Source organism: Klebsiella sp. F11, from assembly GCF_056712265.1.
The window spans coordinates 1056385-1078597 of record NZ_CM160060.1 but is presented as its reverse complement, the minus strand read 5'-3'; the positions used below and the strand labels follow the sequence as shown (position 1 = coordinate 1078597).

Here is a 22213-nt window from a genome sequence, read left to right as displayed (position 1 = left end):
AAAACAAACAGATTGACCAGAAACTTTAACGAAAGCCGTATAACCTGTCATCAATAAAAGGGTAAACAATCTTTGGTGGCGCGCTTTAAGTCACAGTTCTTTCGCCATTTTGGGACAAATTGGGGCTTGCGTTTAGCGGGAAAACAGAATAAAAATACACTTATTACGAATAATCATGCATTGAGGGTTGTTGTCATGGTGAAGGAACGTCGCACCGAACTGGTAGAAGGATTCCGCCATTCTGTTCCCTATATTAACGCCCATCGGGGAAAAACGTTTGTCATCATGCTGGGCGGAGAAGCCATTGAGCATGAGAATTTCTCCAGCATAGTCAATGACATTGGTCTGCTGCATAGCCTGGGCATTCGCCTGGTGGTGGTCTATGGCGCGCGTCCGCAGATCGACGCCAATCTGGCCGAACATCATCATGAGCCGCTGTACCACAAGCAGACGCGCGTGACTGACGCCAAAACCCTCGAACTGGTTAAGCAGGCCGCCGGCATGCTGCAGCTGGAAATTACCGCGCGCCTGTCGATGAGCCTCAACAATACCCCGCTGCAGGGCGCCCACATCAACGTCGTGAGCGGCAATTTCATTATCGCCCAGCCGCTTGGCGTCGACGATGGCGTCGATTATTGCCACAGCGGGCGCATTCGTCGCATTGATGAAGAGGCGATCCACCGCCAGCTTGATAACGGCGCCATCGTGCTGATGGGCCCGGTTGCGGTATCGGTCACCGGCGAAAGCTTTAACCTGACGTCAGAAGAGATTGCCACCCAGCTGGCTATTAAACTGAAAGCGGAAAAAATGATCGGCTTCTGCTCGTCGCAGGGGGTATATAACCAGCAGGGCGATATCGTTTCCGAGCTGTTCCCGAACGAAGCCCAGGCGCGGGTTGAGGAGCTGGAAGCGGAAGAAGATTACAACTCCGGTACCGTGCGCTTCCTGCGCGGCGCGGTGAAAGCCTGCCGCAGCGGCGTGCGTCGCTGCCACCTGATCAGCTACCGGGAAGATGGCGCGCTGCTGCAGGAGCTGTTCTCCCGTGACGGTATCGGGACCCAGATCGTTATGGAAAGCGCCGAGCAGATTCGCCGCGCCACCATCAACGATATCGGCGGCATTCTTGAGCTGATCAGCCCGCTGGAGCAGCAGGGGATTCTGGTGCGCCGCTCCCGCGAGCAGCTGGAGATGGAAATAGATAAATTCACCATCATCCAGCGCGATAACACGACAATCGCCTGCGCCGCGCTCTATCCATTCCCGGAAGAGAAAATCGGGGAGATGGCCTGCGTGGCGGTCCATCCGGACTACCGCAGCTCATCGCGCGGGGAGGTGCTGCTAAATCGGATTGCGACCCAGGCAAAACAGATGGGGCTCAGCAAGCTGTTCGTGCTGACCACCCGCAGCATCCACTGGTTCCAGGAGCGCGGCTTTACGCCGGTGGATATCGACCTGCTGCCGGAGAGTAAGAAAGAGATGTACAACTACCAGCGCCGCTCCAAGGTGATGATGGCCGACCTCGGCTGAGCGACCGCTCCCCTTTGCCGGCCAGGCTGACAAAGGGGAAGCAACTGAAAGCTAAGGCTGCCCGCCGCTGGCGAAGATCTCCGCCAGCCCGCTGCGCCGCTCGGTGCGCGCCACGATAGCCTGCGTAAGCACCTGCTCATCGGCATAAATCGAGAGCCGCCGTTTGGCGCGGGTTATCGCGGTATACACCAGCTCACGCGTCACCAGCGGCACGCTGCGGGAAGGCAAAATCAGGGCCGCGTGGTCAAACTCCGAGCCCTGGGATTTATGCACCGTCATCGCCCAGGCGGTATCGTGTTCCGGCAGACGGCTCGGCTGCACCGACTTAATGCTGCCATCCGGCATCGGGAACCAGACGCGCAGCCCGTCTCCCCTTTCCAGCGCAATGCCAATATCGCCGTTAAACAGCCCCAGCGCGCTGTCGTTGCGCGAGATCATCACCGGACGCCCCTCATACCAGCGCGAATGCCGCGGCAGCGCGATAGCCCGCTGACGATTGAGCATCAGCTCCAGCCGTTCGTTCAGCCCGCTAACGCCGTAGGGACCGTCGCGCAGGGCGCACAGCAGCCGGAACTCGCCGAAAGCGGTAATTATCTCCTCCGGCTCCGCCCGTTCGCGCAGCAGCTGGAGATAGCGATCGTAGCCGGCCTGCGCCTGCGTCAGCATCGCCTCATACTCCTCGGTGGTGCTGAGCGGATGCAGAACGATATCGTCGAACGGCTGACGCAGGGTGGTTTTGACGCCGAGCCGATCGCCGGCGTTAACCGCCCGGGCCAGGCTACCGATACCGGAGTGGCTGCCGAAACGATAGCTTTTCTGCAGCAGGCACAGGCTGTCGCGCAGAGCGCCCGCCGCTTCGCTCTCGCCGGCAGGTACCGGCAGGCCGGTCAGCCGCTTCAGCTGCGCCGCACGCTCGGCGGTATAGCCCGCGTTCACCCAGGCACAAATATCCCCCAGCACCGCGCCGGCCTCCACCGAAGCCAGCTGATCGCGGTCGCCGAGGAAAATCACCCGAGCGTGCGCCGGCAGCGCGTCAATCAGGCGCGCCATCATCGGCAGGTCAATCATCGAGGCTTCATCCACCACCAGCACGTCGAGGTGCAGCGGGTTACCGGCGTGATAGCGCATACGCTGGCTGCCCGGCTGCGCGCCCAGCAGACGATGCAGGGTGCTGGCCTCAGTCGGCAGCTGCGCCTTCTGCTCATCCGTTAGCGGCAGCTGGCGCAGCGCGCTGCCCAGCGATTCGGTCAGGCGCGCGGCGGCTTTGCCGGTGGGCGCCGCCAGACGAATACGGCAGCGGGGTTTATCCGTCATCTGAATCAGCGCCGCCAGCAGCCTGGCGACGGTGGTGGTTTTACCGGTGCCGGGACCGCCGGAAATCACCGCAATGCGCCGGGTCAGCGCCACCGCCGCCGCCACCTTCTGCCAGTCGATATCGTCCCCGGCGGGGAAGAGCGCATCCAGCGTCGACGCCAGCCGCGTTTCATCGACGCTCAGCGCCTGATTGGCTTCGTTAAAAAAGCGTGCGACGGCCAGCTCGTTACGCCACATGCGGTTAAGGTAAAGCCGTTCGCCGCAGAGGATCATCGGCGTCGGGCGCTCCCCGCGGCTCACCGCCGCCGAAGAGAGCAGCAGCGCCGACCAGTCATCTGGCGCGCCGGCCTGCGCCAGCAGCTGCTCGCGCAGGTCGGCGGCTTTACCGCTCAGCACGTCGTCAGCGGCAAGGCGCGAGAGCGGCAGGCAAACGTGTCCTTCGCCGGCATCGCGGCTTAGCACCGCCGCCGCCAGCCTCACCGCCGGGTGCGCATCCTGAGCGACCATCAGCGCAAACTGAACGTCAAGCGGACGTAGCAAACGCTGGTTTGCTGCCTCAAGCAGCAGCTCATCCATGGTCATGAGGCGGTCTCCTGAACTTCGCCGGCAAACAGGGCGTCGAGGCCATCGATCAGCGGCCGCTCGGGGCGGGTGGTAAATATCCCCTGCCCGCCGTCCTGTCCGTCCATTCCGCGTAAAAAGAGATAAATGACGCCGCCAAAGTGACGCTCATAGTCATAGTCAGCAATGCGGTGGCGTAAATAGCGGTGCAGCGCCAGGCTATAGAGCTGGTACTGTAAATCATAGCGATGCGTGCGCATCGCCTGCGCCATCGCCTGCCGGGTGTAGGCTTCGCGATCGTCCCCCAGCCAGTTGGATTTGTAATCCAGCAGGTAGTAGCGATCGTTATGACGAAACACCAGGTCGATAAACCCTTTCAGCATTCCGCGTACCTGACGGAAATCAAGCTCCGGGCACTGCGCCGAAAGCGGGTCGTAGCGGCGAACCAGCGCGTCCAGGCGCCGCGGATCCAGTGGGGCCTCAATGGGTAAATAAAACGCCATCTCAACCTGCTTGTCCGCCGCTGCGAGCTGATTCAGCGCGATATCGGCGCCCGGCAGCGGCGTGCGCAGAACGTCATCCAGCCATTGGGTCAGCACCGGCGTCCACTGTTCGCCAAAGCCGCCGGACCGCAGCTTTTCCGCCATCCAGTCGGCGGGAACCGGCTGGGTAAAGTCGAGGGCTTCAAACAGGCCGTGCAGAAATGTCCCCGGCGACGCCCCGCGCGGGAACTGTTGGGGAGTGAGCTCCGGCTCCTCGATCACCTCCCCTACGCCGGCCGCGTCAACGTCAAGACGGGGCAGTAAATCCTGCGCCGGGCTGTGGCCATGCTGCTGTAGCCCGGAGTAGCTGGTGACCCGCCAGTCATCGACGATCGCACGCGCCAGCATTCGCGCCGACAGCGGGGGAAGAACCTCCTGCGGCGCCTGCCAGGGCTGCCGATCGGCAACGCCGGGGGTTTGCAGCGCAATATCCGCGCTGCAGAATGCCTGCAGGCGGGCCGCCAGCCCCGCGGCATCCATCGCTTCGCCTCCCTGCAGAAGGCGCCCCAGCGCGCTGTGGTGAAAATCGCTGTCGCCCGGCTTGTCGCTGCGCCGGGTGCTGAGCGGAGCCACGCCAAGGCTGCAGTGCCAGACCGCTCGCGTCAGGGCTACGTACAGCAGGCGTAAATCCTCCGCCAGGCGCTCCGCTTCCGCCAGCTCGAGGCTCCCCTCATTCTGTTCAAGGTCGAGCACCGCCGCAAAGGAGTCGCGATCGTGATAAAACGCCTGATCCTGCTTGCGGAAGCGGGCGATAAACGGCAGCCACACCAGCGGATATTCCAGCCCTTTCGATTTATGGACGGTGACTACCTGCACCAGATGCTTGTCGCTTTCCAGGCGCATCTGCTGGCTGGAGGCATTGCTGTCCGGCTCGGCGATGCGCTGCGTCAGCCAACGCACCAGCGCATGCTCGCTTTCCAGCTGGTTGGCCGCTTCCTGCAGCAGCTCGCTGATATGCAGGATATCGGTTAAGCGCCGCTCGCCGCCGCTCGTCGCCAGCAGGTTTTCGGCAATATGCCGGGCGGTCATCAGCGCTCGCAGCATCGGCATCACCCCGCGCTGGCGCCAGATGCGGCGATAGTCGCTAAACTCTTCCACCAGCGCATCCCACGCGCGCTCGTCCTGGTTCAGGTTTTCAATATCGCGGGCGTTCAGACCGAAAATCGAGGTCGCCAGCGCGCTGCGCAGCGTGTTTTCACGTTCGGGCGCCAGCGCCGCCTGCAGTATCCACAGCAGCTCCTGCGCTTCCGGCGTTTCAAATACGCTATCGCGGTTGGAGAGATAGACCGAGGGGATCGCCAGAAGCTGCAGCGCATCGCGGATTAGCGACGCCTCCTGGCGATTGCGCACCAGCACCGTGATATCGGAAGCCTGCACCGGCCGGGAGGTGCCGTCGCGCCACAGCAGCGCGCGCCCCTGCTGGCCGGCGCTCAGCCAGTCGCGAATTTGCGCAGCGCAGAGCTGGGCCATAAAGGCTTGATAATCCCCCGCGCCCACCGCTTCGCCCGGCATCAGCCAGATGTTCATAGCCGGAACCGTATCATCGTCGACGCTGAAGCGCAGATGCTGGTTTTTCGGCGCCGACTTTACCGGCATGAACGGGATTTCGCGGAACATAAACGGATTATCGCCGAGGCTAAACAGGCGATTGACGCTCTCCACCATCCCCGGAGCGGAGCGCCAGTTGGTATCCAGCGTGTAGTGCGCGGCAACGTCGCCGCGCGCCTTCATATAGGTAAAGATATCCGCGCCGCGAAAGGCGTAAATGGCCTGTTTGGGATCGCCGATAAGCAACAGCGCCGTCTCCGGCTGCCGCCGCCAGATGCGGCGAAAAATGCGGTACTGCTGCGGGTCGGTATCCTGGAACTCATCGATCATCGCCACCGGAAAGCGCTGACGGATAGCGCTGGCCAGCGCTTCGCCGCTTTCGCTGCGCAGGGCGTCATCGAGGCGGCTGAGCATGTCATCAAAACCGAGCTCGCCGCGGCGACGCTTTTCGCGCGCCACCGCTTCGCGGATCTCCACCATTGCCCGGGCGATCACCAGATCGGTGAGGGTCAGCGGCGCGGAGAGCAGCGCCTCAATGGCGCTAAACAGCGGGTGAACCGGCGGTTCGCCATCCGCTTTGGTACGTTCGTGGAGGAACGGCCGGGAGAATTTTTCCAGCGCCTCCGGCAGGCGGTAGCCGAGCGTTTCTTCCTGCGCCCAGGCGTTGACTTTCTCTATCCACTTACCCTGATTGCCGCGGTTAAACTTACGCCGGTCGAGGCCGGAGTTTTCCAGCACGCTTTCAATCTCGCCCACCTGCTCGCGCCACTGCCGCTTCACCGCGTCAATGCGCGCGATGATTTGCCGATGGCGCTCGGCCAGCGTCTCTTCCTGCGCCGGCGGGGATTTAAGCTGCGGGGCTTCGCCCTGTAGCCAGCGGTCGAGGGATTTCAGCAGATCGCGCGGGCCTTTCCACGCTTCGTGGATAACCGCGGCGATCTCGCGCGGCAGCGGGTAGCAGTGGCGGCGCCAGAAGTCGGCGCAGGCCTGGTAACGGAGGCGGGATTCGTCCTCGATCAGCTGCTGTTCGAAGAGCATGCCGGACTCAAAGGCGTTGAGGCTGAGCATGCGCTGGCAGAAGCCGTGGATGGTGAAAACCGCCGCTTCGTCCATCTGCCTTTCCGCCAGCATCAGCGTTTGCGCGGCCTGGTTTTTATCCGGAATTTCCGCCAGCAGCGCGGCGTTGAGAGGGTCGGCGGCCGTTTCACGCAGGCAGGCGATACGCAGAGCGTGGATATTGCTGCGGATACGACCGCGCAGCTCCTCGGTCGCCGCCTCGGTGAAGGTCACCACCAGCAGCTCCTCCACGCTTACCGGCCGGGGAAAGGCGGATTCTCCGCCCAGCCCCAGCAGCAGCCGGAGGTACAGCGCCGCGATGGTAAAGGTCTTTCCGGTGCCCGCAGAGGCTTCTATCAGGCGCTCGCCCGTCAGGGGCAAGCGCAGGGGGTCAAGAGGCTCGGCGGTTTCGGTCATTCATTCTCTCGCATCAGGGGTAAGGATTTCTGCAATGCGCTGACGGTTTCCCAGACTTTGCCGCCCGGCGGCAGGGCGTAATCGGTTTTACCATTCTGGCTACCGGATACCTGGGATAATATCGCCATGCCCTGCGGATCCACCACCGTCTGATGGAAGAAGTCGGCAAGCTTTTGCGGCGTCAGCAGTTTAATCTGAGCCACTACTTTATCACGTGAATCGAAGCGCATATTACCGCGATCGAAATCTTTGCTCAGCTGCGAGGCTTCCCCGCCCAAAGTCTGCGGCGCCTGCATCATCTGGGCGATCGTCGCCTGCTGAATTTGCGCAAACTCTTCCGCGGTCATCGCCCTCAGCTTTGCCTCCGCCGTCGGGAAGAAGGCCTGGAAGCGCTGCCACAGGAAGGCGGGCTGCTTATCGCTGCTTTGCAGCAGGAAGCCGACGCCCCACTGGCGGCCGACGTTCATCGAAAACGCAAAGACCGCGTAGCCCAGCTGTTCTTCGGTACGCAGCTGGTTATAGAACCACGGCTGGATAATTTGCCCGAGCAGAGAGCTGGCGGCAGAGCTGCTGTACTCATCGATATTCGGCGGCGCAAAGACCGCGGCCAGCGCCGAGTCGGTGCTGCTGCCGGCTTTTTCAAAAATGGCCAGCTGTTTGCTATCAACCAGCACATCTTTGTTGCGGCACCATTCGTTGCCGTCGGAGCCCAGCTGCTGCTGAATCTGGCGCGCCATGTCGGTGGATTGCCCGGCGGTCAGGTTGCCAATCACCAGCAGCTCCGGACGCCCTTTCGCTTTCAGGTTGTCACGGTATGCCAGAACGTCCTTGAGGGTGATTGACGGCAGCAGCGCCCGGCGCTCCTCGCGCTGGAAGTACGGCACCTGCGACACCATCTGGGCCGGCATAATCGCCTGATCGTAGGCTTTGCCCTTGTCCGCCGAGTCCATCATCTGCGCGTACCAGGATTTTGCCTGTTCCAGCTGCTCTTCGGTCGGCGCGTAGCTGAAGTAGCCGTCCAGCAGCGCGGTGAACAGCTGCGGCAGCCGCTGGGTATAGCCGTTCGCGTTGACCATCAGCCCGTTGTTGGCGCCGGTTGAGAACGTGATGCCGCCCACCGCAGCCTGGTTGCTGAGCTGGTCGAGGGCAATTCCCGCCAGATAATCATTCAGCGCAAACATCACCTGACTGCGGGCGCTGTCCATCGCCTGCGGGTTACGCAGCACCAGCGACACGTCGGCCTTCGGCTCGCTGGCGAAGTACTGGCTCGGCGCATAGACCACCCGCAGGGTCGGTTCATCGACGATCAGCTGCGGATGCGGATAGGCTTTATCGCTTTTGATCAGCGTAAAATCATCCGGAATGTAGGGGTTGAGCGTCGGCAGCTTAAGGTCAATCGCGTTCGCTTTCTGCTGCCAGTCGGCAAAGGTCTGCGCGCTGATTTTATCCACCTGATACGGCGCATTGACGAAGTAGGCGCTCTTGTTATGCGGCTCCTGCGGGCTGATGTACCACACGCGCGCGTTTTGCGGGGTCATCATCGCCAGGCGGTCTTTAATCGCCTGCGGATCGTAGCGATCGGCAATATTCACCACGTCGAGAGTATGCTCTACCGGCACGCGGATCATGGTGTCCGCCAGCCATTCGACGTAGTCCATATCGCGGTTGATTGAGGGGTAGCGGAAGTCGAGCGCCAGCACATGCGCCAGCTCGTCGAAATAGCGTTTATCGATGCCTTGGGTGCGCAGCAGGTTGAGATAGCTGAAGATCGCCGCAGCGACCTCGTCGCGATGCGCCAGGCCCTTATCGGTCAGGGTCGCGGAGATCGCCAGCACCCCGCTGTTGCCGTTCACCACCGGATCGGAGTCCGCGCGGATGCCTTCCACCAGGCCCTGATTCTGCAGCCAGTCGGAGAGCGTACCCGGGCTGCGGTTGCCAATCATGTAGGTCACCAGCTCGTCGGTCTTGCTGCGGAACTGCTCGCTGTTGTTATCGATGCGGAATTCAACGCGTAGCACTTTGCGCGGCATCGCCGGCACGTAGTGGATGATGATGCCCTTTTGCGCATCGGTCACCACCGGAACGGTAATCACCGGCCGGTCGATATTATGATTCGGCACCCGGCCGTAGGTTTTGGCGGCGATACTCGCCAGCTCCGGCAGCGGTTTATTGCTGTAAATAACCGCCTTCATCAGGTTCGCGGAGTACCAGCTGTCGCGGAAGGTATGCAGCGCAGCAAGAACCGGTTTTCCCGGTTTGTCGCTCAGCGTTTCAAGATTACCGCCGGAGAAATGCGCCGCCGGGTGCGCCGGGTTTATGGTTTCGGCGCTCACCTGGGCCATGCGCATCCCGTCGCGGGTACGCGCCATGGTTAATTCGGCATTGACCGCATTACGCTCGCGGTCGGCGTATTTTTTATCCAGCAGCGGAGAGGCGATGGCGTCCGCCAGGCGATCGACCGCCCCGTCCAGCGCATCGTTCTCAACTTCGAGATAGAAGGCGGTACGATAGGGCGCGGTGCTGGCGTTGTGGCTGCCGCCGTGCATTTTCAGGAACTCTGCAAGGTTGTCAGGCTGCGGGTAATTCTTCGAGCCCATGAGCGTCATGTGCTCGAGAAAGTGCGCCAGACCCTGGTGCTCTTCCGGATCCTGCAGCGACCCCACCGGCACCACCAGCGCCGACAGTGATTTTACCGCCTGCGGATCGGAGACCAGCAAAACGATCATGCCGTTATCGAGGTGGATCGCCTGATACTGACGCGGATCTTTTTCACTTTTGCGGATGGTTTCCTGAACGGGCTGCCATCCGGTGTCTGCCTGACTTAACGGCGCCCAAAGGGCAGCCAGCACTACAATAACCTTGAACCATAAACTACGGGGCATTCACGGACCTCACCATTAACAAACTTTCGCTGCGCTGGGCACAGCGTTGATAAAAACATCAGTCCGTGATTCGTTGCGCATGATAATTGAAGAGCCGTCATCTGCGCAATTTTTATACTATGACAATTCTATTCGGACTGATGGAAACGAAATACCGGCAACAGATAACGCTGCGCCTGAGCAATGATTTCGTCATAGTAAGCAGGCTCAAGGGTGCGCCACAGGCGCTGGTACCAGACATCGCTACCCTCACCGCTAATCACCATGTTGCCTTCATACGCCTGCAGAAACTTGCTGCGCGCTTTTTGCTGCGTCTCGTCGTCCATTAACATGACATCCTTTTCGGCGTCATAACAGGTTTTTAGCCACGCCCCCGCGCTTTCAGGCAGCAGCAGCAGCGGTTTTGACATGCCCTGCAGATAGCCGTCAACCAGCTCATCAAGATATCCCTTCGCCTGCTCCTGCGCCAGCGGCGGGAAACGCCATTCGCCTTCCTTACGCACCAGCAGCCGGCTAGTGCCGGTTCCGCCGCCAGCACAGTAGACAAGGTGCTCCAGCCAAAGTTGCATTCCCTGCGCCACGCTGAGCAGCGAAGGCCGCCAGCGCAGCAGGCCGTCAGATTGTACCTGCTGCAGCCATCCGGTTATGTTGACTCCGTTACATTGCAGATCGATTTCCATGCTTTGTCCCGGCTGGCGGCTGGCGACTACCCGCTCCGCGAGATTCTGCATCTCCTGGCGCTGGGTCTCCCAGGCCAGTTCGCCGAAGGCGCCATAGGGCAGTTCGCCCGCCGCGCGGAAGCGGCGGTACATCACCGAGGCGTCCTGCTGTTCAATTAGCGTATTCAGCAGCTGCTGGTTGAGCTGGTAGCGGCTCAGCCCCTCGAGGGTGAACGGCTCATCGTCCGGGATCTCACTCTCCTCCGAGCGGAAATTTACCCGCAGCCGCTGCTGGAAGAAGGCGCGAACCGGGTGCTGCCAGAAGCGCAGCAGCTGTTCAAACGGCAGGGTGTCGATGTCCGCTGCCGGAAGCGGCTGGATAAAGTCGCCGTGCGCCTCCCCCTGCTGGCTGGCGGCGGCCAGCCACTCCCGGGCGTAGCTTTGCTCTTCATCGTCGCGGAAGTTGGCCGTATCGAAGGGCATGCGGCTATGCAGATGGGTAATATGCGCTTTGACCCGTCGCTCGCTGGCGTCGCAGTCCAGCGCCTCGTCTCCCTCCAGGCAGTGGCTCTGGCCGATATAATCAGCCAGCTCCTGTACCAGCACCGACGGGTAGCGCTCGCTATTATCCTGGATGGAGCGGCCGATATAGCTGATATAGAGCTTCTGCTCGGCCGACATCAGCGCTTCGAGGAACAGGTAGCGGTCATCATCGCGACGGCTGCGATCGCCGCGCTGCGGCTTCTGGCTCATTAAGTCAAAGCCTAGCGGCGCCAGGGCGCGTGGGTAAACGCCGTCATTCATCCCCAGCAGACAAACAACTTTGAACGGAATAGAGCGCATCGGCATCAGGGTACAGATATTGACCGGGCCGGCCAGGAAACGCTGGCTGATACGCTGCTGATCGAGGCGCTGCGCCAGCTCGTCGCGCAGTAAAGAGAGCGGCACCGTCTGCGTATACTGCGCCTGCGCGCCTTCGCCAATTACCGCCTGCCACTGCTGTTCAATCAGCGCCAGCGCGGCTTCCGTTTCGCCGTCAGGCAGGAAGAAGTCGTCGAGCAGATCGCGACAAACCGGCAGCCACTCCGCCAGCGGTCGCTCCTGCGCCAGGCCGCGCCGCCAGAGGTTGAGCTGCATCAGCAGCGACGCCAGGTTGCCCACCAGTTCGGCAATCAGCCCGCTGGATTCGTCGTACGGCAGCACCGACTGCCATTCGCCCTGGCTGCTGTCCATCGCATAGCCCAGCAGCATCCGCGTCAGGCCAAAGCTCCAGGTGTGCTGGCCGGTGGCGGGGAGATCCAGCTCGCGCACGTTATCGTCATCCATGCCCCAGCGCACGCCGGACTCGTTCACCCACTGGCGCAGATAGCGCAGCCCTTCTTCATCGATATTAAATCGTGCCGCCAGCACGGGGACATCCAGCAGGGCCAGCACGTCTTCGCTGGCAAAGCGGCTGTCGGGGAGGGAAAGGAGCGTAATAAACGCCTGCAGCGCCGGGTGCGACTCGCGGGCCCGGCGGTCCGAGATGGCCCACGGTAGCCAGCGCTCGCCGCTGGCGGCGCCGAACACCGCCTGTATATAGGGGCTGTAGCTGTCGATATCCGCCACCATCACGATAATATCGCGCGGCGTAAGGTCGGGGTCCGCCTCCAGCATCACCAGCAGCCGGTCGTGCAGCACTTCCACCTCGCGCTGCGGGCTGTGGCAAACGTGGATGCTCAGGCTGCGATCGTTTGGGGCGAGCAGGCGCTTGTCGCGGCTATGGGCGAACTCTTGCGCCGTGCGCCCCGCCACCGCCATATTGCTCAGCTCAAGGATATCCGACTGCAGGTTATGCAGCAGGTTATCCGGAGCGATATCCACAAATGCGTCCAGCTCTTCGTAACGCTCCAGCCCGGCCAGCAGGTAGATGTAGTCGCGTCCCAGCTTGCCCCATGAGGCCAGCAGCGGGTTGCCGACATCCTGCTCGCCGTCGTCGTTAAACAGGCCGGGAGCCTGCTCTGCATCGCGAAATAGCGGTAGCTCTCGCGGCTCGCGATGGTGGCGGCGCTGGCGCGACATCAGCTTTGCCAGAAACGCCGGGTCTTTAATATCGCCCCAGTAGTAGCGGCACGGGTTGGTGAAAAGGACGTAGACATCAACGTGTTTGCCGAGCGCCTGCAGCGCCTGCAGATAGACCGGCGGCAGCGCCGAGATGCCGCAAATAAAGACCCGCGACGGCAGCCCGGCCGGCGGCTCATCCGTGTCCTCAAGCGCGCGGATAAAGCGCTGGTACAGGTTGGCACGATGCCACAGCGGCTGTCCCAGCCCGGCGGTATGTTCGACTAGCGCTTTCCACAGCGGCGCCTGCCACTGCTGGGCGTCCCCCAGGCCGTCAACGCGCTCATCGGCTTCCCAGCGCATCAGCCATTCCGGGCGATAGACCAGATACTGGTCGTAGAGATCCGCCACCCTGGCCGCCAGCTGAAAGAGCTTACGCTTGTCGCTATCGTCGCTGAGGTAGTGGCGCAGCAGGGCGAAGGCTTCGTCATCCAGCCGCTGCGGCAGCAGAGTCATCAGCTTCCAGCTCATGCTCTGCTTGCTGAAGGCGCTTTCGCCGGGGATATCGGAGAGCACGCGCACAAACATGTCCCAGATAAAGCTGGCGGGCAGCGGGAACTCGATATTGGCGGCAATGCCGAAGCGCTTTGCGAGGGTCATCTGCAACCACTGCGCCATCCCGGTACTTTGCACCAGCACCATTTCCGGCTTAAAAGGGTCGTCCAGCCGCTGGCGCTCGACGATAAACTCCATCAGCGCTTCAAGTACGTCCAGACGGTTTGAGTGGTAGACCCTTAACATATTCGCTCCTGACTACTGGCCGACCGGGCAGTGCAGCCGGGTCATCTGTACCCGCTTTTCCAGCGGCGTGGTGATCGTTACCGTGATGCTGACACATCTTGCTGTCGATGTCTGCAAGCGGGTGACGCTCCCGCCTGCCGGGGATTCCGGCGGCTTAAGCTGGCCATAGCGCCACGCATCGCGCCACAGCTGGCGATACTGGTTCAGCTGAATAAAGCCGCCGGCCAGCCCGCGCTGGTAGCCGCCTAGCGCGGTGATGACTATCGCCAGCAGCACCGTTGCCAGAAGGGTTTCCGGCAGACTAAAGCCCCGCTGGCGGGTCAGGGGATCTGACATAGGCTCGCCTCCTTCAGCGGGCAAAAATCGCTCCAGCCGTGGGGCGAGAAGCGCACGCTTCCCTGCTCAACCCGGCCAGACTGCCACAGCAGCACGCTGCCGCTGGCGGCGATCAGCAGCGCCGACGCGTCGTTAAAAATCCGCAGACAGACGCGCCAGCCGTCGGCGCCGGAGTGTCGGCATGCCTGCGCCTCCTGCGCCGACCACGCCAGCATTTTCCCCCACTGCAGGGCCGAGTGCGCGCCGGCGGTATCGCGCAGCGCCCGGGTTTCGCCGGCGGTTTGCGTCAGCAGCGAACGCTGCTGCTGGTTCAGCCCCTGCAACAGCAGGCTGCCGAGCGCCAGCAGGAGCAGCACCATCAGCAGCGAAGAGAGCCCGCGCTGGCGGTTCACAGGTTATATCCCGTCACGCTGTACTCCGCCTGCGCCGTAATGCGGGGATCCAGCGTCGAGCGCGCGGCCAGTAGGATGCTAAGCTCCGAGGCAAAGCCGGTAATATTGTGGCGCTGAACCTGAAAACGGGTCACCTCGATGGCGCCGGGGTTGGTCATGCGCTCCCAGCCTTGCTCTCCGCAGCTTTCCGCGCCGCGCCGCGTTTCGAGCGCGCCGTTGCGCAGCCGAAACCCCGTCGCATCGGACATAGCCTCCGGCGAGGTATTCCAGACGCCGTCGCTCGCGCTGTCCCAGCGGACAATGACGCAATCGCCGCTGCCGGCAATATACAGCGGCTGCCCGACGCAGCTGCCGAGACAGTAGCCGGCGCGCTGCAAATGCTTAGCGATCGCGTACAGCCGCTGCCAGAGCTCATTGTCCAGAGAGTGCTGCTGCGTCTGCTTCAGCACCTGTCGCTGCAGCGCGGGCAGAAAGCGCGCGGTTCCGAGGAGTAAAACGGAGCCAATGGCCATCGCAATCAGCGTCTCCGGCAGCGAGAATCCTCGCGCGTTTACAGACATGATGCCCTCTCCATGCCGCGACAAAGGCGGATGCGGCCCCAGTTAGAGACAATAATATTCCAGCCGTCGCCGGCGCTTTGCAGACGGATATGCCCGGCCCAGGCGCTGTTGCGCAGGCCGTAAAAACCCAGGCCTGGCGTGATGGTAGTCAGCGCGACTTCAGGCCAGTGCGGACGCAGCGTAAAGGGCCCCTTCGCCGCACAGTCGGCAGGGGTATCAGCAGCGCTCAGGCACCAGCCCTGCTCCACCTGCCCAACGCTTAGCAGCCGATCGCGGTTATGCCAGTTGGCGTCATCGCGCAGCAGCACCAGATAGTCGCGAACCTGAACGGCGGTTTGCCACAATCGCTGCTGCTGTTGCCAGCGGTTCCAGCCAAACATCCCGCTGGCGCCGAGGATCGCCACCAGCGCCAGCGTCACCAGGGTTTCAATTAGGGTATAGCCGCTTTGTCTGTTCATAGGGCGAGTATGGGGATCACCCGGCCCAGGCGCGAGGGGCTATTCCGCGGTTAGCGCGGCGCGTCGAAGAGTATCGGGAGATTTACAGCGGGTTGCAGAAAATCAGGAAGCAGGTGAGCAAAAGCGGCGCCCCGGCATCGGTCAGGGCGCTCTGCCGGGGGTGGACCCGCTAAGCCGGCATAAAAAAACCGGCGCCGCGGGCGCCGGTTTTATCTGTCACAGAATAGCGTAGAGATTAAATCGCCACCGGCGCTTTAATGCCCGGATGCGGATCGTAGCCTTCGATTTCAAAGTCCTCAAAGCGGTAGTCGAAAATCGACGCCGGTTTGCGCTTGATCACCAGCTTCGGCAGCGGGCGCGGCTCGCGGCTCAGCTGCAGGTCGGTCTGCTCAAGATGGTTGCTGTAGAGATGCGTATCCCCGCCGGTCCAGACAAAGTCTCCGACGTCGAGGTCACACTGCTGCGCCACCATATGCACCAGCAGCGCGTAGCTGGCGATATTGAACGGCAGGCCGAGGAACACGTCGCAGGAGCGCTGATAGAGCTGGCAGGAGAGCTTGCCGTCGGCGACGTAGAACTGGAAGAACGCGTGGCACGGCGCCAGCGCCATTTTATCCAGCTCGCCGACGTTCCACGCCGAAACGATGATTCGGCGCGAGTCCGGGTCGTTTTTCAGCTGCTCCATCACGCTGCTAATCTGGTCGATGTGGCGGCCGTCCGGCGCGGGCCAGGAGCGCCACTGTTTGCCGTACACCGGCCCCAGATCGCCATTTTCATCCGCCCATTCATCCCAGATGGTGACGTTATTTTCGTGCAGGTACGCAACGTTGGTGTCACCCTGGAGGAACCACAGCAGCTCGTGGATGATGGAGCGTAAATGACAGCGCTTGGTCGTCACCAGCGGGAAGCCTTCCTGCAGGTTAAAACGCATCTGATGGCCGAAAATCGAAATCGTGCCGGTACCGGTGCGGTCATTTTTTTGCGTGCCCTCGGCGAGCACTTTCTGCATCAAATCAAGATACTGTTTCATGGTTCCTCAAGAAGTTTGTTGCTGCGGACGACGGCGGTACGCCCAGACCATCATAATGATACCCGCAAGCACCATTGGAATCGAAAGAATCTGCCCCATGCTGATGTACTGGACCCATTCGCCGGTGAACTGCTGATCCGGCTGACGGAAGAATTCAACGATAATGCGGAACAGACCGTAGCCGATCAGGAACAGGCCGGAGACCGAGCCGGTCGGGCGCGGCTTGCGGATAAACAGGTTCAGGATCAGGAACAGGACGATACCTTCCAGCGCCAGTTCGTACAGCTGCGAGGCGTGTCGCGGCAGGGCTCCGTAGGTGTCGAACAGCGATTGCCACTCCGGGTGCGAAGGCAGCAGCGCCATGTCTTCCGCCCGCGAACCGGGGAAGATCATCGCGTAGTGGAAGCTCGGATCGACGCGGCCCCACAGCTCGCCGTTAATGAAGTTGCCCAGACGACCGGCGCCGAGGCCAAACGGGATCAGCGGCGCAATGAAATCAGCAACCTGGAAGAAGGTGCGTTTGGTGCGTTTGGCGAAAATGATCATCACCAGAATCACCCCGATCAGGCCGCCGTGGAACGACATACCGCCGTCCCAGACGCGGAACAGATAGAGCGGATCCTGCAAAAATACCGGCAGGTTGTAGAACAGGACGTAGCCGATACGGCCGCCGAGGAAGACCCCGAGGAACCCGGCATACAGCAGGTTTTCAACTTCGTTTTTAGTCCAGCCGCTGCCCGGACGATTGGCCCGACGGGTGGCTAGCCACATCGCAAAAACGAACCCAACCAGGTACATCAGGCCGTACCAGTGAAGGGCGACTGGCCCAACGGAAAATATTACCGGATCAAACTCCGGAAAATGCAGGTAGCCACTATTCATCTGTCACCATAAAGACTTGTTATTCCGCCGGAAGTGGACGGCGGTAATCTTGCGCACTCGCAGAAAACGGGCGCTCCAAAGGTTACGAATGATAGCATAAGCGCCAGGCGCGATCCGCGCCGGGCGTGTAAAAGATATGTATACGAATGCGAATAAGCGGCGGAGAATTCCCCGCAGGCGGCGCGCTATGCCCGGACTGCGGCGCAGGCGCCTTAGCAAAACTATCTTCCGCCGCGAATCAGCCCACCCAGCCCACGCCGCTCCATAAAGGCCGCCACCTGATGGCGAACTTCCGTCGCCATCTGCGCCTCCAGGCTACGCCGCGAAAGCTCCTGGGCCTCTTCGATATCAATGCGGCGCAGCAGGTATTTGACCCTTGCCACCGACCGGCCGTTCATCGACAGATGGCGATAGCCAAGGCCAATCAGGATGGTGACGCACATCGGATCCCCGGCCATTTCACCGCAAAGCCGCAGGTCGATGCCGAAGCGTTCGGCGTCGCGGGCAATCATCGCCAGCGCCCGCAGCACCGCCGGATGCAGGCTGTCATACATATTCGCCACCCGGGTATTGTTGCGATCGACGGCGAGGATGTACTGCGTCAGGTCATTGGTACCGACGGAGATAAAATCAACGCGGCTCGCCAGCTGCGCCAGCATGAAGACCATCGACGGCACCTCCAGCATCACTCCGAGTCGCGGGCGCGGAATGGCGTAGCCAATCATCTCTTCAACTTCGCGGCTGGCGCGGTCGATCAAACGGCGCGCCTCATCGACCTCATCGAGGCTGGTGACCATCGGCAGCAAAATGCTGAGGTTACCGGTGGCGGCATTCGCGCGCAGCATTGCCCGCACCTGAATCAGGAAGATCTCCGGCTGATCGAGCGTGATGCGGATCCCGCGCCAGCCGAGGCACGGATTCTCTTCGCTGATCGGCATATACGGCAGCTGCTTATCCGCGCCGATGTCGAGGGTGCGCAGCGTAACCGGCTTCTCGTTAAACATCTGCAGCATGCCCTGATACTGGGCAACCTGCTCCTCTTCCGACGGAAAGCCGCTCTGCAGCATAAAGGGAATTTCGGTGCGGTACAGGCCGATGCCGTCAATAAAGCCGCCGAGCTTCTCTTCATGGCCGAGGCTCAGGCCGGCGTTCAGCATGACCTTCACCCGCTCACCGCTTTTCAGCTCAGAGGGGCGTTCAAGGTCATCTTCCGCCAGGCGGCTGAGCTCGTTCTCTTCGCTGATTAAACGCTGATACTCTTTCAGCAGCGCCGGCTCCGGGTCGACCAGCAGTTCGCCGCGGTAGCCGTCCACCACCAGGGTGTGCCCATGCAGCAATGAAGGCTGAATATCTGCCCCCATGACCGTCGGGATCCCCAGCGCGCGCACCATGATGGCCGCATGCGAGTTGGCCGCCCCGTCGCGTACGACAACGCCGACCAGCCTGTCCTGGGGGACTTCCGCCAGCGTCGTCGCCGAGAGTTCGTCGGCGACCAGAACGATGCGATCCGGCCAGGTGTTTGGCCCCTGGGTGGTATCGTCGAGATGGAACAGCAGCCGCTGGCCCAGGGTGCGCAGATCGCCGGCCCGCTCTTTAAGATAGCCGTCGCTGAGCGCCGCGAACTGCTCGGCGAACTTCTCGATAATTTTTTTTACCGCCCATTCGGCGACGGCCCCTTTGTCGACTTCCGCAAAGAGTTCGCGACGCAGGCGGGCGTCGGAGAGCAGGTGTGAATAGAGGTCGAAGATAGCCGACGTCTCTTTTTGCGCCCCGGCGGCGTAGCGCTTACTGTAGCGACGAAACTCGTTGGCCGCCTCTTCCAGCGCGCCGGTCAGACGCTCGCGTTCGGAAACCGTGTCCAGCGTCGAGGCTTCGTATACCTGCTCCATCTGCGGCAGGCTGACGTCCATCCAGCCTTCGGCGATGGCCACCCCCGATGAGGCGGGCAGCGCGCGGATCCGCGTCTGGCGATACTGGCCAAATAGCGCGGTCAGCTGCGACTGGGAGAGAATGGCGGCCATCTGCGTCGCGAGGGTAACGAGGAAGGACTCCTCGCTTTCGTCAAACTGACGCAGCTCGCGCTGCTGCACCACCAGCACGCCCAGCAGCTGACGGCGCTGGATAATCGGCACGCCCAGAAAAGCGCGGAAACGGTCCTCTTTGACAGCCGGAATATATTTAAAGCTGGGGTGTTTTTGCGCATCGGCAAGGTTGATGGGCTCCGCAAGGCGCCCGACAAGGCCCACGAGGCCTTCGTCAAAAGCGAGCGCAACGGTGCGCCCGCGAGGTTTTTTCAGCCCGCGAGTCGCCATCAGGTAGTAGCAGCGTCGGTCGTGGTCGGCCAGATACACCGAGCAGACTTCCGTTTCCATCGCTTTGCAGATATCCGTAACCAGGATATCCAGCGCCTCGTTTAAACGCGGCGCGCTCGCGACCTTCTCGACGATTTCTCGTAACCGAGTGAGCATAATGTGCGTGGCTTAACCTCTTTTACGTCGATATGCAGGCGCGCTTTGCGGCTTAGGTGCGGTTTCGGCCAGCAACATGGTGACGCTGGCGAACTCTTTCATCACCCGGCGGTAAACGTCGCGCTTAAACGATACCACCTGACGAACCGGATACCAGTAGCTAACCCAGCGCCAGCCGTCAAACTCGGGGGTGCTGCTGGTTTGCATATTGACTTCCGCATCGCTGCCGATCAACTGCAGAAGAAACCACTTCTGTTTCTGGCCGATACAAACCGGCTTAGTATCCCAACGCACCAAACGTTTAGGCAATTTGTAACGCAACCAGTTACGGGTAGAGGCCAGAATGCGGACATCTTTACGACTTAGCCCAACCTCTTCAAACAATTCCCGATACATTGCCTGCTCGGCTGATTCTCCTGGATTAATGCCCCCCTGCGGGAACTGCCACGAGTGCTGGCCATAGCGCCTGGCCCACATGACCTGGCCCTGGCGATTACAGATTACAATACCGACATTTGGGCGGTAGCCATCGTCATCAATCACCGGACTACCTCAAAATAATCTTCAATGTGAACGATTGTTTCACACTCGCCGGAAACGGTAAACCACTCTCTTGTCACACGGCTCACGAATAACATTTGAATAACTCACAGTTATCAGCAGAGTTATAAACAGCGGCGGCTATCGCAGCGCCATTTTATTCACTTTTTCTGTGGATAGAGTTGTGAAGAAGTATGGAATTACCCAGGGAAAACCCGGAGTAATCTGAACCGCTTACGCATAGTCATCTTCAATAATTTCATTATATTCATTTAGTTATAATGTATTTCTTTCATAAATTACAGTATAACGTGATGATCATCACATATGCGATCCCGGCGCTGATGAAAGATCGAGCAATGCCGGTTTTATCCACAGATTACGCAAGTCCATCGGCCATATTTTGTCTAAAAATTCGATTTTCGTCGCACGTCAAGGCTGTAAATGAAAACAGTAGTGGTGCTTTTCCCCAGTTATCCCACTTTTCTGTGGATAACATGGTGTAAGATCCTGTTCATTGCCAGTGACCAGTTCTGGAAAACCCGCCGCGATCATTTTTTACGCGGCAAAAAAGCCCAAAAAAAGTCATATGAATCATCAAATTGTCATACTTACCCAGGAAAAGGTAAACTCTATCCACAATGCACAAAAATAGCGCTCATTTTTTAGCCAGAGGTTTTATCTTATGCCCACCCTTTCGCCCCTGCTTGCACCGCCGCAAACCCAGCAGCAGCTTTTAGCCCAGGCCCAGCGGCTGGCGGGCTATTCGCTGGGCGAGCTGGCCGCGCTGGCGGGAATTCCGATTCCGCGCGATCTGAAGCGCGATAAAGGCTGGACGGGCATCCTGCTGGAGGTTTGGCTGGGCGCCAGCGCCGGGAGTAAACCCGAACAGGATTTCGCCGCGCTGGGCGTCGAGCTGAAAACAATCCCCGTCGACGCGCAGGGGCGGCCGCTGGAAACCACCTTTGTCTGCGTCGCGCCGCTCACCGGCAACAGCGGGGTCACCTGGGAGAGCAGCCACGTTCGCCATAAGCTCAAGCGCGTGCTGTGGGTTCCGGTAGAGGGCGATCGCGCGATCCCGCTCGCCCAGCGTCGGGTCGGGGCGCCGCTGCTGTGGACCCCCAGCGAAGAGGAGGATCGCCAGCTGCGAATGGACTGGGAGGAGTTAATGGACCTGATCGTGCTGGGTCAGGTCGAGCGCATTACCGCCCGCCACGGCGAAGTGCTGCAGCTGCGGCCGAAAGCCGCCAACAGCAAAGCCTTAACCGAGGCCATCGGCGCGCACGGCGAACCGATCCTCACCCTGCCGCGCGGTTTCTATCTGAAAAAAAACTTCACCGCCGCCCTGCTGGCCCGCCATTTTCTGCTCGGCCACGATTAATTTTTTGTTCTGCCTGCCGGGTTGCATATAATTGCGACTTTCTTTTTTGCAGGACTTTGAACAATGTTATTTGCATGGATAACCGATCCTAACGCCTGGCTGGCGCTGGGTACGCTGACGCTGCTGGAAATCGTACTCGGGATCGATAATATTATTTTTCTCTCTCTGGTTGTTGCCAAACTGCCCACCGCCCAGCGCGCCCACGCGCGACGCATCGGGCTGATGGGCGCAATGCTGATGCGCCTTGCGCTGCTGGCCTCTATCGCCTGGGTCGTGAAGCTGACCAATCCGCTGTTTAGCGCGTTCGGCCACGACGTCTCCTTGCGCGATCTGATCCTGCTGCTCGGCGGCCTGTTCCTGATCTGGAAAGCCAGTAAAGAGATCCACGAGGCGATCGAAGGGCAAGATGAGGGACCGAAGACCAACGTCCACTCGTTTATGGGCGCCATTGTGCAGATTATGCTGCTGGATATCATTTTCAGCCTCGATTCGGTAATCACCGCCGTTGGCCTCTCGGATCACCTGTTCATCATGATGGCCGCGGTGGTTATCGCGGTGCTAGTGATGATGTTTGCCGCCCGCTCGATTGGCGACTTTGTTGACCGCCATCCGTCGGTGAAAATGCTGGCGCTGGCGTTTTTGATTCTGGTTGGCTTTACCCTGATGCTTGAAAGCTTCGGTATTCACATCCCGAAAGGCTACATCTACTTCGCGATGTTCTTCTCGATTGCCGTCGAAAGCCTCAACCTGCTGCGTAATAAAAAAAATCCGCTGTAGCCCGCAAAAATGCAGCCCACACCTGGGCTGCAATCTTTTTTA

Annotated in this window: 15 protein-coding genes and 1 pseudogene; 4 read left to right on the top strand and 12 right to left on the bottom strand. The window is 60.6% G+C overall.

Annotated features, from left to right (window positions below; translation table 11 throughout):
• Nucleotides 1-195: 195 nt before the first annotated feature.
• Nucleotides 196-1527, top strand: a complete 1332-nt coding sequence (gene argA, locus AC1M2H_RS05395; RefSeq protein WP_480150594.1) for an amino-acid N-acetyltransferase — start codon at nucleotides 196-198, stop codon at nucleotides 1525-1527.
• A 51-nt stretch (nucleotides 1528-1578) separates the two neighbouring features.
• Here argA and recD read toward each other — a convergent pair whose 3' ends face one another.
• The 12 genes from recD to rppH form a co-directional block, all read right to left on the bottom strand.
• Nucleotides 1579-3423, bottom strand: coding sequence for an exodeoxyribonuclease V subunit alpha (recD, locus tag AC1M2H_RS05390; RefSeq protein ID WP_480150593.1), 1845 nt, complete (start codon nucleotides 3421-3423; stop codon nucleotides 1579-1581).
• Nucleotides 3420-6965, bottom strand: a complete 3546-nt coding sequence (gene recB, locus AC1M2H_RS05385; protein WP_480150592.1) for an exodeoxyribonuclease V subunit beta — start codon at nucleotides 6963-6965, stop codon at nucleotides 3420-3422. Before recB ends, recD begins: the two co-directional genes overlap by 4 nt.
• Entirely contained in the window at nucleotides 6962-9847 is a 2886-nt protein-coding gene (gene ptrA, locus AC1M2H_RS05380) for a pitrilysin (RefSeq protein ID WP_480150591.1), read from the bottom strand. The genes recB and ptrA overlap by 4 nt, the downstream gene beginning before the upstream one ends.
• Nucleotides 9848-9975: 128 nt before the next feature.
• Complete coding sequence (recC, locus tag AC1M2H_RS05375; RefSeq protein ID WP_480150590.1) at nucleotides 9976-13347, bottom strand: exodeoxyribonuclease V subunit gamma; 3372 nt, start codon at nucleotides 13345-13347, stop codon at nucleotides 9976-9978.
• A 12-nt stretch (nucleotides 13348-13359) separates the two neighbouring features.
• On the bottom strand, nucleotides 13360-13683 hold the full coding sequence (locus AC1M2H_RS05370) for a prepilin-type N-terminal cleavage/methylation domain-containing protein (RefSeq protein ID WP_480150589.1): 324 nt from the start codon (nucleotides 13681-13683) through the stop codon (nucleotides 13360-13362).
• Nucleotides 13668-14075, bottom strand: a complete 408-nt coding sequence (locus AC1M2H_RS05365) for a DUF2509 family protein (protein WP_480150588.1) — start codon at nucleotides 14073-14075, stop codon at nucleotides 13668-13670. The genes AC1M2H_RS05370 and AC1M2H_RS05365 overlap by 16 nt, the downstream gene beginning before the upstream one ends.
• On the bottom strand, nucleotides 14072-14635 hold the full coding sequence (locus AC1M2H_RS05360; RefSeq protein ID WP_480150587.1) for a prepilin peptidase-dependent protein: 564 nt from the start codon (nucleotides 14633-14635) through the stop codon (nucleotides 14072-14074). Before AC1M2H_RS05360 ends, AC1M2H_RS05365 begins: the two co-directional genes overlap by 4 nt.
• Entirely contained in the window at nucleotides 14626-15093 is a 468-nt protein-coding gene (locus AC1M2H_RS05355; protein ID WP_480150586.1) for a prepilin peptidase-dependent protein, read from the bottom strand. The genes AC1M2H_RS05360 and AC1M2H_RS05355 overlap by 10 nt, the downstream gene beginning before the upstream one ends.
• 235 nt (nucleotides 15094-15328) lie before the next feature.
• Nucleotides 15329-16123, bottom strand: a complete 795-nt coding sequence (gene thyA / locus AC1M2H_RS05350) for a thymidylate synthase (RefSeq protein WP_480150585.1) — start codon at nucleotides 16121-16123, stop codon at nucleotides 15329-15331.
• 6 nt (nucleotides 16124-16129) lie between these two features.
• Nucleotides 16130-17005 (bottom strand): prolipoprotein diacylglyceryl transferase, encoded by an 876-nt coding sequence (gene lgt / locus AC1M2H_RS05345; RefSeq protein WP_480150584.1) that lies wholly within the window; start codon nucleotides 17003-17005, stop codon nucleotides 16130-16132.
• A 221-nt stretch (nucleotides 17006-17226) separates the two neighbouring features.
• A complete protein-coding gene (gene ptsP / locus AC1M2H_RS05340) occupies nucleotides 17227-19473 on the bottom strand; it encodes a phosphoenolpyruvate--protein phosphotransferase (protein ID WP_480150583.1) in 2247 nt (748 codons plus the stop codon).
• Between the two features lie 12 nt (nucleotides 19474-19485).
• Nucleotides 19486-20016, bottom strand: coding sequence for an RNA pyrophosphohydrolase (gene rppH, locus AC1M2H_RS05335; RefSeq protein WP_480150582.1), 531 nt, complete (start codon nucleotides 20014-20016; stop codon nucleotides 19486-19488).
• Nucleotides 20017-20469: 453 nt separating this feature from the next.
• Between rppH and AC1M2H_RS05330 the strand changes: the two are divergent.
• The 3 genes and pseudogenes from AC1M2H_RS05330 to AC1M2H_RS05320 all read left to right on the top strand — a co-directional run.
• A pseudogene (locus AC1M2H_RS05330) lies at nucleotides 20470-20610 on the top strand (hypothetical protein); the annotation flags it as partial.
• Between the two features lie 88 nt (nucleotides 20611-20698).
• Nucleotides 20699-21394 (top strand): DNA mismatch repair endonuclease MutH, encoded by a 696-nt coding sequence (mutH, locus tag AC1M2H_RS05325; RefSeq protein ID WP_480150581.1) that lies wholly within the window; start codon nucleotides 20699-20701, stop codon nucleotides 21392-21394.
• A 63-nt stretch (nucleotides 21395-21457) separates the two neighbouring features.
• Nucleotides 21458-22171, top strand: coding sequence for a TerC family protein (locus AC1M2H_RS05320; RefSeq protein ID WP_480150580.1), 714 nt, complete (start codon nucleotides 21458-21460; stop codon nucleotides 22169-22171).
• Nucleotides 22172-22213 lie beyond the last annotated feature (42 nt).

Bases quoted from the DNA above. Each gene is read 5' to 3' on its own strand.
- AC1M2H_RS05370 (WP_480150589.1), bottom strand. From the start codon at position 13,683: ATGTCAGATCCCCTGACCCGCCAGCGGGGCTTTAGTCTGCCGGAAACC.
- recD (WP_480150593.1), bottom strand. From the start codon at position 3,423: ATGACCATGGATGAGCTGCTGCTTGAGGCAGCAAACCAGCGTTTGCTA.
- ptsP (WP_480150583.1), bottom strand. From the start codon at position 19,473: ATGCTCACTCGGTTACGAGAAATCGTCGAGAAGGTCGCGAGCGCGCCG.
- mutH (WP_480150581.1), top strand. From the start codon at position 20,699: ATGCCCACCCTTTCGCCCCTGCTTGCACCGCCGCAAACCCAGCAGCAG.
- lgt (WP_480150584.1), bottom strand. From the start codon at position 17,005: ATGAATAGTGGCTACCTGCATTTTCCGGAGTTTGATCCGGTAATATTT.
- AC1M2H_RS05360 (WP_480150587.1), bottom strand. From the start codon at position 14,635: ATGTCTGTAAACGCGCGAGGATTCTCGCTGCCGGAGACGCTGATTGCG.
- ptrA (WP_480150591.1), bottom strand. From the start codon at position 9,847: ATGCCCCGTAGTTTATGGTTCAAGGTTATTGTAGTGCTGGCTGCCCTT.
- AC1M2H_RS05355 (WP_480150586.1), bottom strand. From the start codon at position 15,093: ATGAACAGACAAAGCGGCTATACCCTAATTGAAACCCTGGTGACGCTG.
- recC (WP_480150590.1), bottom strand. From the start codon at position 13,347: ATGTTAAGGGTCTACCACTCAAACCGTCTGGACGTACTTGAAGCGCTG.
- AC1M2H_RS05320 (WP_480150580.1), top strand. From the start codon at position 21,458: ATGTTATTTGCATGGATAACCGATCCTAACGCCTGGCTGGCGCTGGGT.
- thyA (WP_480150585.1), bottom strand. From the start codon at position 16,123: ATGAAACAGTATCTTGATTTGATGCAGAAAGTGCTCGCCGAGGGCACG.
- argA (WP_480150594.1), top strand. From the start codon at position 196: ATGGTGAAGGAACGTCGCACCGAACTGGTAGAAGGATTCCGCCATTCT.
- recB (WP_480150592.1), bottom strand. From the start codon at position 6,965: ATGACCGAAACCGCCGAGCCTCTTGACCCCCTGCGCTTGCCCCTGACG.